Origin of the sequence: Catelliglobosispora koreensis DSM 44566 (genome assembly GCF_000379685.1) — a bacterium.
Taxonomy (GTDB): Bacteria; Actinomycetota; Actinomycetes; order Mycobacteriales; family Micromonosporaceae; genus Catelliglobosispora; species Catelliglobosispora koreensis.
In genome coordinates, this window is record NZ_KB903289.1 from 246,473 (window position 1) to 260,347 (window position 13,875).

At 66.0% G+C, this 13,875-nt stretch carries 12 protein-coding genes and 1 riboswitch; of the genes, 5 read left to right on the plus strand and 7 right to left on the minus strand.

Annotated features, from left to right (window positions below; translation table 11 throughout):
- The first annotated feature begins 5 nt into the window (after positions 1-5).
- From A3E1_RS42670 to A3E1_RS0129125, 4 genes are read left to right on the plus strand one after another with little or no spacing between them, the layout of a single operon-like run.
- Positions 6-1,595 carry an IucA/IucC family protein gene (locus tag A3E1_RS42670; RefSeq protein WP_051105184.1) on the plus strand — a complete coding sequence of 530 codons (1,590 nt, stop codon included), beginning with the start codon at positions 6-8 and terminating at the stop codon, positions 1,593-1,595.
- Entirely contained in the window at positions 1,592-3,040 is a 1,449-nt protein-coding gene (locus A3E1_RS42675) for an IucA/IucC family protein (protein WP_020524332.1), read from the plus strand. Before A3E1_RS42670 ends, A3E1_RS42675 begins: the two co-directional genes overlap by 4 nt.
- Complete coding sequence (locus A3E1_RS42680) at positions 3,033-4,094, plus strand: type III PLP-dependent enzyme domain-containing protein (protein ID WP_020524333.1); 1,062 nt, start codon at positions 3,033-3,035, stop codon at positions 4,092-4,094. The genes A3E1_RS42675 and A3E1_RS42680 overlap by 8 nt, the downstream gene beginning before the upstream one ends.
- 44 nt (positions 4,095-4,138) lie before the next feature.
- Positions 4,139-5,860 carry a substrate-binding and VWA domain-containing protein gene (locus A3E1_RS0129125; RefSeq protein ID WP_020524334.1) on the plus strand — a complete coding sequence of 574 codons (1,722 nt, stop codon included), beginning with the start codon at positions 4,139-4,141 and terminating at the stop codon, positions 5,858-5,860.
- Here the strand turns inward: A3E1_RS0129125 and A3E1_RS42685 are convergent.
- Positions 5,853-6,908: a chorismate-binding protein gene (locus tag A3E1_RS42685; protein WP_407637396.1), complete on the minus strand. Its 1,056-nt coding sequence runs from the start codon at positions 6,906-6,908 to the stop codon at positions 5,853-5,855. The two genes, A3E1_RS0129125 and A3E1_RS42685, sit on opposite strands and share 8 nt — an antisense overlap.
- 246 nt (positions 6,909-7,154) lie before the next feature.
- Between A3E1_RS42685 and A3E1_RS46400 the strand changes: the two genes are divergently transcribed.
- Positions 7,155-7,355 carry a DUF5999 family protein gene (locus tag A3E1_RS46400; protein WP_083929689.1) on the plus strand — a complete coding sequence of 67 codons (201 nt, stop codon included), beginning with the start codon at positions 7,155-7,157 and terminating at the stop codon, positions 7,353-7,355.
- Between the two features lie 35 nt (positions 7,356-7,390).
- Here A3E1_RS46400 and gcvP read toward each other — a convergent pair whose 3' ends face one another.
- From gcvP to odhI, 6 genes are all read right to left on the minus strand, one after another.
- Positions 7,391-10,165, minus strand: coding sequence for an aminomethyl-transferring glycine dehydrogenase (gcvP, locus tag A3E1_RS0129140; protein WP_020524337.1), 2,775 nt, complete (start codon positions 10,163-10,165; stop codon positions 7,391-7,393).
- A gap of 80 nt (positions 10,166-10,245) precedes the next feature.
- Positions 10,246-10,337: riboswitch (glycine riboswitch) on the minus strand.
- Between the two features lie 28 nt (positions 10,338-10,365).
- Positions 10,366-11,286 carry an alcohol dehydrogenase catalytic domain-containing protein gene (locus A3E1_RS0129145; RefSeq protein WP_020524338.1) on the minus strand — a complete coding sequence of 307 codons (921 nt, stop codon included), beginning with the start codon at positions 11,284-11,286 and terminating at the stop codon, positions 10,366-10,368.
- Positions 11,287-11,336: 50 nt separating this feature from the next.
- Complete coding sequence (locus A3E1_RS0129150) at positions 11,337-11,915, minus strand: MerR family transcriptional regulator (RefSeq protein ID WP_020524339.1); 579 nt, start codon at positions 11,913-11,915, stop codon at positions 11,337-11,339.
- Between the two features lie 146 nt (positions 11,916-12,061).
- Entirely contained in the window at positions 12,062-12,532 is a 471-nt protein-coding gene (locus A3E1_RS0129155) for a bifunctional nuclease family protein (protein WP_020524340.1), read from the minus strand.
- 74 nt (positions 12,533-12,606) lie between these two features.
- Positions 12,607-13,350, minus strand: coding sequence for a transcriptional regulator FtsR (ftsR, locus tag A3E1_RS0129160; RefSeq protein ID WP_051105185.1), 744 nt, complete (start codon positions 13,348-13,350; stop codon positions 12,607-12,609).
- Positions 13,319-13,756 carry an oxoglutarate dehydrogenase inhibitor Odhl gene (gene odhI / locus A3E1_RS0129165; RefSeq protein WP_020524342.1) on the minus strand — a complete coding sequence of 146 codons (438 nt, stop codon included), beginning with the start codon at positions 13,754-13,756 and terminating at the stop codon, positions 13,319-13,321. Before odhI ends, ftsR begins: the two co-directional genes overlap by 32 nt.
- Positions 13,757-13,875: the final 119 nt, after the last annotated feature.

The window sequence follows — 13,875 nt, forward strand, 5'->3', positions numbered from 1 at the left end:
CCATAATGGACCGCAGAAGGAGGAGCCCCATCAACGCCCACGACACGGACCGGGAGTTGCCCGGCGCGAAGGCCGCGGTCCTGGCCCGGCTCTGGGGAGCCCTCGTGCGCGAGCCGATCGCCGGGATAACCGGGCGGCAGCGCTACGGCGAAGACGTCATGGTGACCCTAGCCAGTGGACAGCGGCTCATGGGGCGCGCCGCGATGGCCGAGCCGTTCACTCAGGCAGGCGACGACTTCCGGGTCACGACGGGCGAGGGGCAGTTCGCCGATCCCTCGGCACTCATGCGGTCGTTGACGTTGCCGGGTGAGACCGGGCGGCTGGCTGCCGAGCTAGAGCAGAGTGTGGCGTTCCTGGCCCTGGCGCGAGCGGGGCAACCCGAGCCCACCAACGGCGACTACGCCCTGACATCGCTTTCCGGGCAGGCCGGCGGCCTGGCGTTACTGGAACAGGCTGTCGTGGATGGACATCCGCTGCACCCGTGCTGTCGCACCCGGACGGGCATGTCGGCGCAGGAGGTGCTGGCTTACGCGCCGGAGCACCGGCCGACTGTCGCCCTTGAGATCTATGAAGTCCCCCGTGGCCGCTGGCTGAGCACCGGTGCCGGGCTGGCGCCGCGGCTTCCGGTGCACCCGTGGCAAAGTGAGCACGTGCTCGGCGCGTTTCCGTTCCTCAAGCGCACCGGCAACAAGATCCCGGCCCGGCCGCTGATGTCTTTGCGGACGCTCGCGAGCGTTGCCGACCCGACCCAGCATTACAAGACGGCCCTTGGCGTGCAGATGACGTCAGCGGTGCGGATCGTTTCGCCTGCGGCCGTGCGCAACGCGCCCGTGCTGAGCAGTCTGCTCACCTCGCTCGTCGCTGGCATGGGGCTGACGATCTGGCCCGAGCCCGCGGCCGGTGCGGTCGTTGGCGACGATGGCATGCTGCTCAAGGACCTGGCTGTCGCGACGCGGCGGGCGACACTCCCCCGCGATGGCGAGGTCATCCTGCCTATCGCCGCGCTCGCGGCTCCCTCCCCCGCCAATGGCAGGCCGCTCATCAGGGAAGCGGTCACCCTCGGCTATGGCGGGCACCCGGCGGGCTTCATCGCCGACTTCGCTTCCCTTGTGCTGCAGCCGTTGCTGGTGCTGCTGCACCGTGGGGTGGCGCTGGAAGCCCACGGGCAGAACCTGCTCGTGACCCTGACCCACGGCCGGCCTACGGGACTGTCCTATCGCGACGTTGGCGGCGTGCGGGTGAGCCCGGCAAGGTTGCGCCGCCACCATCAAGACGTGCCGCCGTTGCATGGCGACATCGCGAGCGATGACGATGCGGAGTTGCGGGCCAAGGTGTTCGCCTCAGGGATCGCGGTCGCGCTCGGTGAGCCGATCGCGGTGCTAGCACGCGAATATCACCTCGATCCCGAGCAGCTGTGGCGCATCGTGCGAGACCGGGCCGAACAGGTCTTCGACGCTCTGCCCCCGAGCTCGGGCGCTGACGCGCACGCGTTGTTCCGCACCCCGTTGCCCCTCAAGGCCACCACCGCGATGCGCCTTGCCACCAACCCGATCCAGGACATCTGGGCCACCGTGGATAACCCGCTGGCACGATGAGTCACACGCGCACCGAAGACAGAGCACGCTCCGCCGTCGCCACCAAACTGGCCGAAGCGCTGTGGCGCGAGGACATCGGCACCGCGCGGCAGCGCTTTCACGGTGAGGTGCACGCGTTTGACCGGGTGGTGCTGCCGCCCGTGGACGCCGATCCCATGTCGTTAGTGGACGATCCAGGGTTGCAAGCGGAGCTTGCCAGTGCGGTGACCGGGCTGGCCCTGGCCTACGAGCGCCGTGAACTGGCTGACGAACAGCACCGCCTCTCCGGGCACGCCGACATGCTCAGCTATGCCGCCGCGCTCGGTGCCGACGCTGGCACCGCCAGGCTGGAGCAGCTCGCCACCGAGGGGCACAACCTGCATCCGTGTGGGCGCACGCGACTCGGCTGGACCGTCGCCGACATGATCAGCCACGATCTGGAGACGTCTTATACAAAGATCAAGGCTTTGTGGGTACCAGATGAGCATGTCCTTGGCGATGACCTGAGTGAGCGCCTCGGATTGCCGGCGAAAGACGGCTATGCGGCTTTGCCCGTTCACGCGTGGCAGTTCGGGCACTTGCGGGCCAAATACCCCGAGCTAAAACCGGCTGAGTTCGAGCGAAACGCGATGCCGACCGCGGCCCTGCGCACGCTGCTGCTCGACGACGGCACCTATCTCAAGCTCTCGTTGGACGTGCAGATCACCTCCACCCGGCGCACGATCTCGATCGCGTCGACCCGCAACGGCCCGGTGCTGTCGGCGTGGGTCAGTCAGGTGCTCAAAGGCGAGCCGGTCGTGTTGCTCGCCGAAACCGCGGGGGTCGCCAGCACCGTGGGCACCGGACGGGAACTGAGCACGATCGTGCGTGAGGGGCTGGCCGGGGTGCTGGAGCCCGGCGAGCTGCCGGTGCCGGGCATCGCGTTGACCCAGCTCGATCCGATCACCGGCCGGACCGTCATCGACGGCCTCGTGCGCCGCTGCGGCTTGAGCCCGCTGGAATTCTTCAGCCGCTACGCGGCTTTGCTGCTGGGCCCGGTGCTGCGTGCGGCGGCCGAGCACGGCATCGGCCTGGAGGCACATCTGCAAAACTGCGTGCCCACGTTCCTTGACGGGCACCCGCATCGCATGGGGCTGCGCGATTTCGCGGGCATGCGCGTGTTCACCCCGCTGGGGCCGCGGCTGTATCCGGGTTCGGTTATCGGCACCGATGACCGCACGGTCGTTCTGTCCAAAGTGGCCTATACCGCGTTCCAGGCACACCTCGGGGAATTAGTGCTGCGCATGGGTTTGCCCGCCCGGCAAGCGTGGGCGAGTGTCCGCGCGATCGTCGACGAGGTGCTGCACGGGCATCCAGACCACGCTTTCTACACCGCCCCAACGGTTCCGCACAAAGCCCTGACCCGGATGCGCTTGGCCGGGCAAGGCGATGTCTATGTCCCGGTGAGGAATCCACTGTATGGCTGAGTACACATTGGACACCCGGGTCGCGGTGGCGCGGGCGAAGATGCTCAAGTCCGCTGTCCCCCAGGCCACGATCTTCTATGCGATGAAGGCCAACGGGCACCCGGCGATCGTGTCCGCCCTGGCGACGGTTTGCGACGGCGTCGACGTGGCTTCCGCGGGCGAGCTGGAGATCGCGCTGGCCCATGGGTTTTCACGTGTCGTGTGCAGCGGCCCGGCCAAGTCGCTCACGTTCCTGCGGGCCGCGGCCGCCGCTGGCGCGACGGTCAATGTGGAGAGCATTCAGGAGCTGCACGCCCTTGGCTCCCTTGGGGTCGCGGTGACGGTCTGCTTGCGGGTCAATCGCCGGATCGCGTTACCTGCCGGTATCTCGCACCGGATGAGTTATCAATTTGGTATAGACGAGACGCGGCTTCCCGAGGCGTTCGCCGTCGCGGCGTCGTATCCGCTCATTGACGTGGCCGGTTTCCATCTGCACGCGATGTCCGGAAATCTAGATGTAAATGCGCACAACGTCTTTATTAAAGAGTCGCTAGAGTGGGCGGCTTCCTTCGGGTTGCGGCAGGTCAACCTAGGTGGCGGGTTCGGCGTGGACTACACCGGGCCGTTGCAGTTCGATCCGTTCGGCCTCGACGTTCCCACGCTGCCGGGAGTGGAAGTCCTGTTCGAGCCGGGCCGGTGGCTCGTGGCGGACGCCGGGCACTATTCGGCCGAAGTAGCTGATATCAAGCAGAACCACGATAACTGGTATGTCGTCATCCGGGGTGGTATGCATCAGTTCCGGACTCCAGTCGCATATGGACAATCGTTTCCCTTTTTGGTGGCACCCCGAGAAGAGTGGCCCCATCCCTGGCCCCGCCCAGAGGTCCGTGACTCACGGGTCACCATCGCCGGGGAATTGTGTACTCCCAACGACATTCTGGCTCGTGACGCCCAGGTGAGCCTGGTGCGCGCCGGTGATGTGATCGTGTTCCCAAAAGCTGGCGCCTACGGCTGGGACATTTCCCCTCATCAATACTTACGGCACCCCTCGCCGACGTTTGTGATCTTGTCTTAGACTGTGGCCGATCTGTTGCGCTCCACCACCCCTGGAGGCCCTCAATGCCGACCGGCCGCAGCTCTGCTGTCCGCTCGCACCGGCGTGTCACCCCGCGCCGCAAGGTCCTTCCGTGGGTCATCATCCCGCTCGCGTTAACGCTGGTGGCAGGCGGTTTGACGGCCGGTTACATCTATTTCATCAAAGACCTGTGCTCCGGGTCGGTCACGGCTTCCGTGGTGGCTCCCCCGCGCACCGCTTCGCTTTTGCGCGGTCTGGCCACCCAGTGGGAGCAGACCAAGCCGCAAGTCGAAGGCACCTGCGCCAAGGTGGACATCCGCGACGAGGAAGCTGACGTCACGGCGAAATCGCTTACCCAGGAATGGAATGGCACCGTCACCACGATGCCCGATGTCTGGGTTCCGCAATCCAGCGCCTGGGCTCGCGCGACCGCCGCGAATAGCTCGATCGCCGACAAACTCATGCCCGACCGCCTGCCCAGTGTCGCCCGCACGCCGGTCGTCATCGCGATGCCCCGTGCCCTGGCCGAAACCTATGGCTGGCCACAAGCGACACTCGCCTGGCGGGATCTGCTCGACAAACTGGCCGCTGACGGCAACGTCAAAGTCGGCATCAGCGACCCGGCCACCTCGACCGCTGGCCTCCTAGCGCTGTCGTCGATCATCGACGCCGACGACAACTCCGAAGTGGACTCGGAAGAATTCAAGCGGGTCTACGCTTTCCAGCAGCGCATCGCGGTCTACAAGCCCACAAGCGAAGAGCTGTTCGCCGAATACGTTTCGGGCAAAGGCGAGACGCTGACCGCCTTCCCCGCGTTCGAGCAGGACATCCTCAAGCACAACGAGACCAACGCCTCGCTGCCGCTCGTCGCGGTCTACCCGACGAACGCCACGACGGAAGCCGACTACCCGTTCCTGCAATTGGCTTCCGCCCCGTGGACCGACGCCAAACGGCAAGGCGCCGCCGAGAACTTCCTGTTGTTCGTCAAGGGTGACGCGGGCCGTTCCGCCGTACTGGCCGAAGGTTTCCGCGACTCCAACCGCATGGCCGGGTCGCAGCTGACCCCGGCCAAGGGCGTCGTGAGCAAGCTCAGTGCCCTGCCGCGGCCGCTGCTGCTGCCCGAGGCGATCTCGCGCACCGTGCGCGCGTGGAACGGTCTGACCCGGCCGTCCAATGTGCTGCTGGTGCTCGACACATCGGGCTCGATGGGCAGCATCGTGCCCGGCACCGGCCAGACCAAACTGGACTTGACGAAGGCGGCGGCCGATGGTGCCGTGAACTTCTTCAGCGACCAGTCGTCCGTTGGCCTGTGGAGCTTCTCCTCCGCTGACCGCAACGCCGGTTCCCCGCACAAGGAACTCATCAAGACGGTCAAGCTGAACGAGAACAACCAGCGCGCCAAGCTCAAGAGCGAGCTGGCCAAGCTGGTTCCTGGTGGCAACACGGGCATGTTCGACACCGTCTGGGCCGCGCATCAGCATCTGCAGCAAAACTTCCGGGCCGACGCCGACAACCTCGTCGTGGTGCTCACCGATGGCGCCGACGACGACAAGGTCAGCACGACGAAACTGGCCGACCTCATCGGCAAGCTCAAGGGGGCCGACCCGTCGAAGCCGGTGAAGGTCGTGACGATCGCACTAGGCCGTGACACCGACAGTCAGGCCCTCAGTGAGATCTCCCGCGCCACCGGCACCGAGCCGGAAAGTGCCGCGCGCTCTTTCGACATCAGCAGCGTGCTGCTTGAGGCCATCTTCGATATCAAGTAGCCAGAGCGGCTTTGACCGGGCCGAGTTTCGCGTCAGCTTCAGCGACCTCGGCCCACGGGTCAGAGTCGATGGTGATGCCGCCGCCGGCCCACACGTGCACCCGGTGCTCGTCCACGGCCACGGTGCGGATCGTCAGTCCTAAATCGAGGTAGTCCGCGGCGATCCAGCCGAGCGCGCCCATAGCAGGTCCACGGCCAACGGGCTCGAGTCGCTCTATTTCGGACAGTGCGGCGAGCTTGGGCGCACCCGTGACGGACCCTCCCGGGCAGACAGCGCGTAGCAGCTCCGCCAGCGACGTGCCCGGACGGACCTGTGCCTCCACCTCGGACTCCGCCTGCCACAGCCCGGCCCACCGCCGCACGGCGAACAGCTCGGTCACCTTGACCGAGCCGGTCACGGCGACGTGCGCCAGGTCATTTCGTTCCAAGTCGACGATCATCACGTGCTCGGCCCGCTCTTTGGCGCTCGCCAGGAGCACCTCGCGGCCCTCGGGCGTCGCCGGGGCCGTGCCCTTGATCGGGCGGGTGACGATGCGGCGTCCGCGCTGCTCAAGCAGTGTTTCCGGGGAGGCACACGCGACCGCCCAGCCTGCGCCCGACATGAGGCCGGCGTAACGCGCACCCTGGATGGCGGCTACTCGCTGTAACGCCCGGCGGGGGTCGCCCGCGTACTCGGCTGACGCGTGCCCGACGACGTTCACTTGATAGACATCCCCGCGTGCGATGGCTTCCCGCACTCTCCCGACGGCACGGGCATGCCCTGCGGGCGTCCAGCTGGCCCGCCAAGGCCCTAACTCCCAGTTACCTAGGGTCGCTATAGGCTCGGGCGTCCCGGCGCGGTAAACGACCGCTGCGACGTCTGGAACCGTGGGGGCCGGACTGGGTGCCCCAGTCGCTCCGCCGATCATGGCGGCACCGGCGGCCGCGGAGATCAGAACCGCGGCGCCACACACCGGGTGCCCTGATAACGCTGCGTTACGGTGAAGGAACTCCTCTAGGAGAACCGCTGGATCGCCCGGGTCTCCCTGGTGCCATTCGAAGCGGGCCACCTCGACGGCGTGCGCACGGCAGCTCTCAGGAATCCTTGAGGCGGCGCTAGCTGGATTACGGAGCGCTACTAGGCTGACCGGTTTCAATGGCATCGTCCAAAGGGCTGATTCGTCAGCAAGATACCGAACACTTGCTCGTAATTGACTCGTTTTGATTGGTAGCGTGCGTCACTGTTCATGTGACTAACTCCACACGTAGATCATCCGTGGAGCGAGCCCCTAACCGAACAAGCGGAGAAACCAACAATGTGCCAGCACCAACCCCCGTGCCCCTCGGCTGACGCCATCGACCATGACGCGGCCAAAGTCGTAGCTTCCTTCCCAGAGCAGGGATGGAGCCTCCTGTGCAACGGCGTCATCGTCTTCGAAGACACCGGCGAGCTGCTCCCCGACGGCTCGAGCGTTTCCCCTCACCGCGGTCCTGCCCTGCACGCCCTGGCAGGCTAACTCGATAGCCCACCAGGGACGCGCCAAGCTTTCCCCTAAGCGTAGGCCTCCGGCGGCGGGCAAGAGCACACCAGGTTGCGGTCACCAAACGCGCCATCGATGCGGCGCACCGGTGCCCAGTATTTGCCTACCGGGCTGATCCCGGCCGGGTAGGCGGCGACTGATCGCGCGTAGGCGTGGTCCCAGTTGTCACCACTCACCATCGCCGCTGTGTGCGGCGCGTTGACCAGTGGATTGTCCTCCCCAGGCCACTGGCCCTCTCCCACGGCGGCGATTTCCCGCCGGATCGCGATCATCGCGTCGGCGAAGCGGTCCAGTTCCGCGAGATCTTCACTTTCCGTTGGCTCCACCATGAGCGTCCCGGCGACCGGGAACGACATCGTCGGCGCGTGGAAGCCGTAATCGATGAGCCGCTTGGCCACGTCATCGACCGTGACGCCGGTTTCCTTGGTGATCTGGCGCAGGTCCAAGATGCACTCGTGCGCGACGAGCCCCTTGTTGCCCGTGTAGAGCACCGGGTAGTGCTCGCGCAGCCGGGCCGCGACGTAGTTGGCGGCCAGAACCGCGATTCCCGTCGCTGAGGCCAGGCCGGTCGCGCCCATCATCCGGATGTAGGCCCACGAGATCGGCAGGATGCCGGCGCTGCCGTGCGGTGCCGCGCTGATGGCCTTGGTCGCCTGGGTGCCGGGCAGATAAGGCGCCAGGTGCTCGCGCACGGCCACCGGGCCAACACCAGGGCCACCGCCGCCGTGCGGGATGCAGAACGTCTTGTGCAGGTTCAGGTGCGAGACATCCGCGCCGAACTTGCCCGGCTTGGCGAAGCCGACGAGGGCGTTGAGGTTGGCACCGTCCACATAGACCTGTCCGCCGGCCTCGTGCACCTTCGCGCACAGGGCCGAAATCCCCGTCTCGTAGACACCGTGCGTCGACGGGTAGGTCACCATGATCGCCGCGAGCGCGTCCCGGTGCTGATCGATCTTGGCGTCGAGGTCGACGAGGTCGACGTTGCCGTCGCTGTCGCACGCCACCACGATCACGCGCATGCCGGCCATCACGGCGCTGGCGGCGTTGGTGCCGTGCGCACTCGACGGGATCAGGCACACATCACGGTGCTCGTCGCCGTTAGCCAGGTGGAAGGCGCGAATGGCGAGCAGCCCGGCCAGTTCGCCCTGCGATCCAGCATTCGGCTGCACGCTGACCGCGTCATAACCGGTGATCTCGGCCAGCCAGTCCTCGAGCTGGGCGATGAGCTCTTCGTAACCCTTGGCCTGATCCTTGGGCGCGAACGGGTGCATGTTCGCGAACTCGGGCCACGTGATGGCTTCCATCTCGGCGGTGGCGTTGAGCTTCATCGTGCACGAGCCGAGCGGGATCATGCCCCGGTCGAGCGCGTAGTCCAGATCGGACAGGCGGCGCAGGTAACGCAGCATCGCCGTTTCCGAGTGGTGCGTGCGGAACACTTGGTGGGTAAGGAAATCCGTCGTCCGTTTGAAGGCCGGCGCGCTGTCCACGGCGTCCACTTCGGACACCCCGAACGCTTGCCACACCTTGCGGATGTCGGCCAGCGTCGTCGTCTCGTCGCAGGCGATGCCCACGTGATCGGCGCCGGTCAGGCGCAGGTTGACGCCCAGCTCCTCCGCCTTGCCCACGATCTCGGCCGCGCGCTGCGGCACCACCGCGGTGACGGTATCGAAGAAGTCGTTGTGCTGCAAGGAGATCCCGCCGTCGCGGAGTCCCTTGGCGAGCGTCGCGGCCATGTTGTGCGCCGTCTGGGCTATGCGGCGCAAGCCATCCGGGCCGTGGTAGACGGCATACATGCTCGCCATCACGGCCAGCAGCACCTGCGCGGTGCAGATGTTGCTCGTCGCCTTCTCACGCCGGATGTGCTGTTCACGCGTCTGCAGCGCCAGCCGGTAGGCCCGGTTGCCGTCCGCGTCCTTGGAAACCCCGACAAGCCTTCCCGGCAGCGAGCGCTCCAGGCCCGCGCGCACCGCCAGATATCCGGCGTGCGGGCCGCCATATCCCATGGGTACGCCGAAGCGCTGCGCCGACCCACAAGCGATATCCGCGCCGATCTCGCCCGGTGCGCGCACGAGCGTCAAAGCCAGCAGATCGGCCGCCACGCTCACCAGCGCCCCGCGCTCGTGGGCCTGCTTGATGATCTCCGCGTGGTCGCGCAGCCCGCCCGAGGCTCCGGGGTATTGCAGGTGCACGCCGAAGCAGTCGGCGGGCAGCTCGCCGTCGAACAGCTCGACGGTGATGCCCAGGGGTTCGGCCCGGGTCTTGATCACGTCGATGGTCTGTGGGAACGCGTCGGCGTCCACGGCGTACACACTGGATTTGTTCTTGGACGTGCGGCGCGCGATGGTCATCGCCTCGGCGGCGGCCGTTCCTTCGTCGAGCATCGAAGCATTGGCCGTGGCCAGCCCGGTTAGGTCGCAGACCATGGTCTGGAAGTTCAGCAGCGCCTCCAGGCGGCCCTGGCTGATCTCAGGCTGATACGGGGTGTAGGCGGTGTACCAGGCAGGGCTTTCCAGCACGTTGCGCTTGATGACACCGGGCGTGTGGGTGCCGTAGTAGCCCAGCCCGATCATGCTGGTGAAGACCTTGTTCTTGGCGGCCAGCGCGCGCAGCTCGGCGATGGCTTCCGGCTCGGAGGCGGCCGCAGGCAGCCGCAGCTGCTCGTGCCAGCGGATCACCTCGGGAATGGCGGCATCCATAAGCTCATCGACTGAGCTGTAGCCGATGGTGCCGAGCATGCGCTCAGCATCGGACGCGTTGGGGCCAATGTGACGGTCGGCGAAGGTCATGCGGCGCGCTCCCTGGCTATGAAGGAGAGGACAAAACAGCGTCCTCCCCCTCTGTCGCGTATAGCTCGCTCCAGAGTCGCCAACACACCGCGCTCCGTTTGCCTGAGAGGTTCCGGGGAGGAATTGCCCCTTCGGCGCCGCCCTAAACGGCGGACTCTCGCGCATGTGTTACCAGCGTGAGCAACGCTACCAGCCGCGTGTTACGGGATCAGCACCGTCTTACCGACAGTGGCTCGTGTCTCGATGGCCTCGTGCGCTTGCGCCGCCTTGGCCAGCGGGAACGCTGTCAGTGTGATCTTCCACCGTCCCTGCGCGGCCTCCTGTAGCGCCCGGGTGGCCAGCACCTTCTGGTCGAACGGGCGGCCCAGGGCACCGATGGCCGTGATGCCGAACAGGTCCTCGCCCTTGAGGTCGACCGGTTTGCTGTACATGACGATCCGGCCGGTGGGCTTGAGGAGTTTCAGCGCGGCCCGCCCGATCTGGCCGCCGACGCCGTCGAGCACGACAGTTGGCTTGAGGGTCACGTTTTCGGCCCAGTCCGCAGCCGTGTAGTCGGCCTTCTCGTCAGCGTCGACCGTCGCGAGCTTGGCTGCCCCGCCAGCCGCCGCGATCACCTTAGCTCCGGCGTGCTTGATGGCTTGCACGAAAATCGAGCCCAGCCCGCCCGCGGCTCCCGTCACGAGGACGACGTCGGTTTGGCTGAGCTGAGCCAAGTCAAGAATGCTGATGGCCGTGCGGCCGGTGCCTACCAAGGCGACAGCTTCTGGTTCGGTGATGCCCTCAGGAATCGGCAACAGCGCCTCGGCCGCCGTAACGGCCTGCTCGGCATATCCCCCGCTCGCCATGCCCAGGTGCGCGACGACCCGCTGCCCGAGCCAGCCACTGTCCACATCGGACCCTAGGGCGTCAACGACTCCAGCGACTTCGCGACCGGGTGTCATCGGCAAGTCTGGCCGCGGAAACGGTCCCGGCCCGCCTGAGCGGATAGTCGTGTCGATCATGTGAACCCCAGCGGCGGCAACGGCAATGCGCACCTGACCGGGGGCGGGCGAAAGATCGGGTACCTCTTCGAAACGCAGGACATCTGGTGCGCCAAAAGCGTGCTGGCGGATGAGTCTCATGCCAGGAAACGCTAGGACCTCAAGTTAACTTGAGGTCAACGGTGATGTCGCTAACTGGCTTTACGGCGGGCGCGGCGGGCGGCGAGTTCGTCTTCCACGACGCCTCCCGTTTGCCAGGACTCGGTTTGCGCCGGAAAGGGAGCGGGCTGCAAATCCGGCCCCTCACCTCGCTCGGCCGGCAAGTGCGACAGCGAGCCTTGCACCTCTTTGAAAGCACCACCGATGGCGATGCCGAAGACACCCTGGCCGCCTTGGAGGAGGTCGACTACCTCTTCCGGTGACCGGCACTCGTAGACGGACGTCCCGTCGGAGATGAGGGTGATCGTCGCCAGGTCCTCCGCGCCATAGACCCGCAGCGTCTCAATCGCCCGGCGGATGTTTTGCAGCGAAACCCCGGCGTCTAGCAACCGCTTGACCACCTTGAGCACCACGAGATCGCGGAAGGAATAAAGCCGCTGTGTGCCCGAGCCCGAAGCGTCGCGGATGCTTGGCACCACCAGCCCCGTGCGCGCCCAGTAGTCAAGCTGCCGGTAGCTGATGCCCACCGCGTGACATGAAGTCACACCACGATAGCCAACCGCTCCGTCCACATCGGACGCCGCAGCCACCTGCTCATGGGGCTCGACCATGGAGAACCTCCCGCTGGATTTGCTACGGCAACCCTATAGCTCTGAGCGCACAGATGAGGGGAAGAGAGCCCGCGACACGCCACAATCGTTGCCGCAACCGTCACCCGGTGACGATTCGCTCGTTAGTAGACGCTCCGGGCCAGATGTCAGCTAGCGAAATCCTCTGGGCGAACCTGCTCCAGGAACTCGCGGAACTTCTCGACTTCGTCTTCTTGCTCATCGGGAATGATGATGCCGGCCTCGTCGAGGACTTCGTCGGCACAGCGCACCGGCGCACCCACCCGCAACGCGAGCGCGATGGCGTCACTGGGCCGGGCCGATACCCGGACCGCGCCTGCTTCCCCGAGCAGCAGATCAGCGTAGAAGATGCTTTCCCGCAGCTCCACGATCTCGACCGCTTGCAGGGGCGCTGACAGCGCTTCAAGCAAATCGCGCAGCAAATCGTGCGTCAGCGGGCGAGCAGGCTTAACACCCTGCTGCTCATAGGCGATGGCTGTAGCCTCCACCGCGCCGATCCAAATCGGCAGGTACCTGTCCCCGTCGACCTCTCGCAACAGCACAATCGGCTGGTTGGTCGGCAACTCGACCCGAACACCGATCACGCTCAGCTCGCGCACTTCGCTGCCTCCCTCATTGCCGTGCTCTCTATTGCACGCTACACGCCTCTACCCGCTCAATGCTGCGGCGAGCTTCAGGGACCTAATGTTTCGCTTAGACCCGACCGTAACAAGGCCAGGTGAAGCCGCTGCGAGAGCAACATCAGTTCGCGCAGAGCGTCATCAGCGCGGGCTTCCCGGGCGGGCGACTGCTGATGCAGCAAAGGCGCGACCACCTGGGCGAAAAGCCCGGCTTCCCGGTCGGCGGCCACCTTGTAGGGCCGCAGATGCCGAGCCTGAATCCCATATGCCGCAAGCATTTTGGCCACTTCGGCGACCGTCAGGGCGTCAGCGTCGTACCAGCCGCCGGCCCGCTCGGTAATCAGGCCGTGCCCTTCCAGATCTGCGAGCAGTGCCTCGTCGATTCCCGCCCGTTCACACAGGTCTTCACGGCGAATGCGGGCGTCCTGAGACACCGGGCGGGGAGCCGCGTCGGGAACGGCTACCAGCGCTGGCCGCGCGGGTGGCAGATGCGCTCCGTCGTCGAGCTGCTGGCGAATGACGCGCAGCGGCAGATACTGGTCCCTTTGAGCTGCCAGGACGAAACGCAGGCGCGCGACATCGTCCCTGCTGTACTTGCGGTAGCCCGAAGGCGTGCGCTGCGGCTGAACCAGCCCTTCTGTCTCCAGAAAGCGCAGCTTCGAGATAGTGGTGTCAGGAAACTCGGGCCGCAGCTGAGTCAGCACTTCACCGATGCTCAGCAGTGCCGAATCCTTTACGGCAGGCTCAGCCGCCACCGGCTCGCCCTCACCCCTCCTCGGTGCGCGGCCCTGCGACATAGACCAGGCGGAACTTGCCGATCTGCACCTCGTCACCGTTGTTCAAGGTCGCTGATTCGACCCGCTCACGGTTGACATAAGTCCCGTTGAGGCTGCCGACATCCCGAACCGTGAACGTCGAACCATCACGGTGGAACTCGGCGTGACGGCGGGAAACGGTGACATCGTCAAGGAAGATGTCACTGTCAGGGTGCCGGCCGCTCGTGGTCACGTCGTGATCGAGCAGGAAGCGAGCCCCGGCATTGGGACCCCTCCGCACGACGAGCAACGCCATCCCGGGCGGAAGCTGGCTCGAGACACGGCCCGGCACGACATCAGCGTCAGGACCCTCAGGAATCTCGTCCAAGCCGAGATTCAGGGTAGACGTGACGTCGAGCTGGGGAAACTCGTCGTCTGGACGCGTCATCGGACCACCTCGTGCCTCAAAAGTTCACCTGATAATCGTGGGTAGTAGTCGTTACCGGCCGGGCTCACCTTGCTGGCGAGCCTAGCCATGACCGATTTGAGTGGTCAACCGCAACGCGC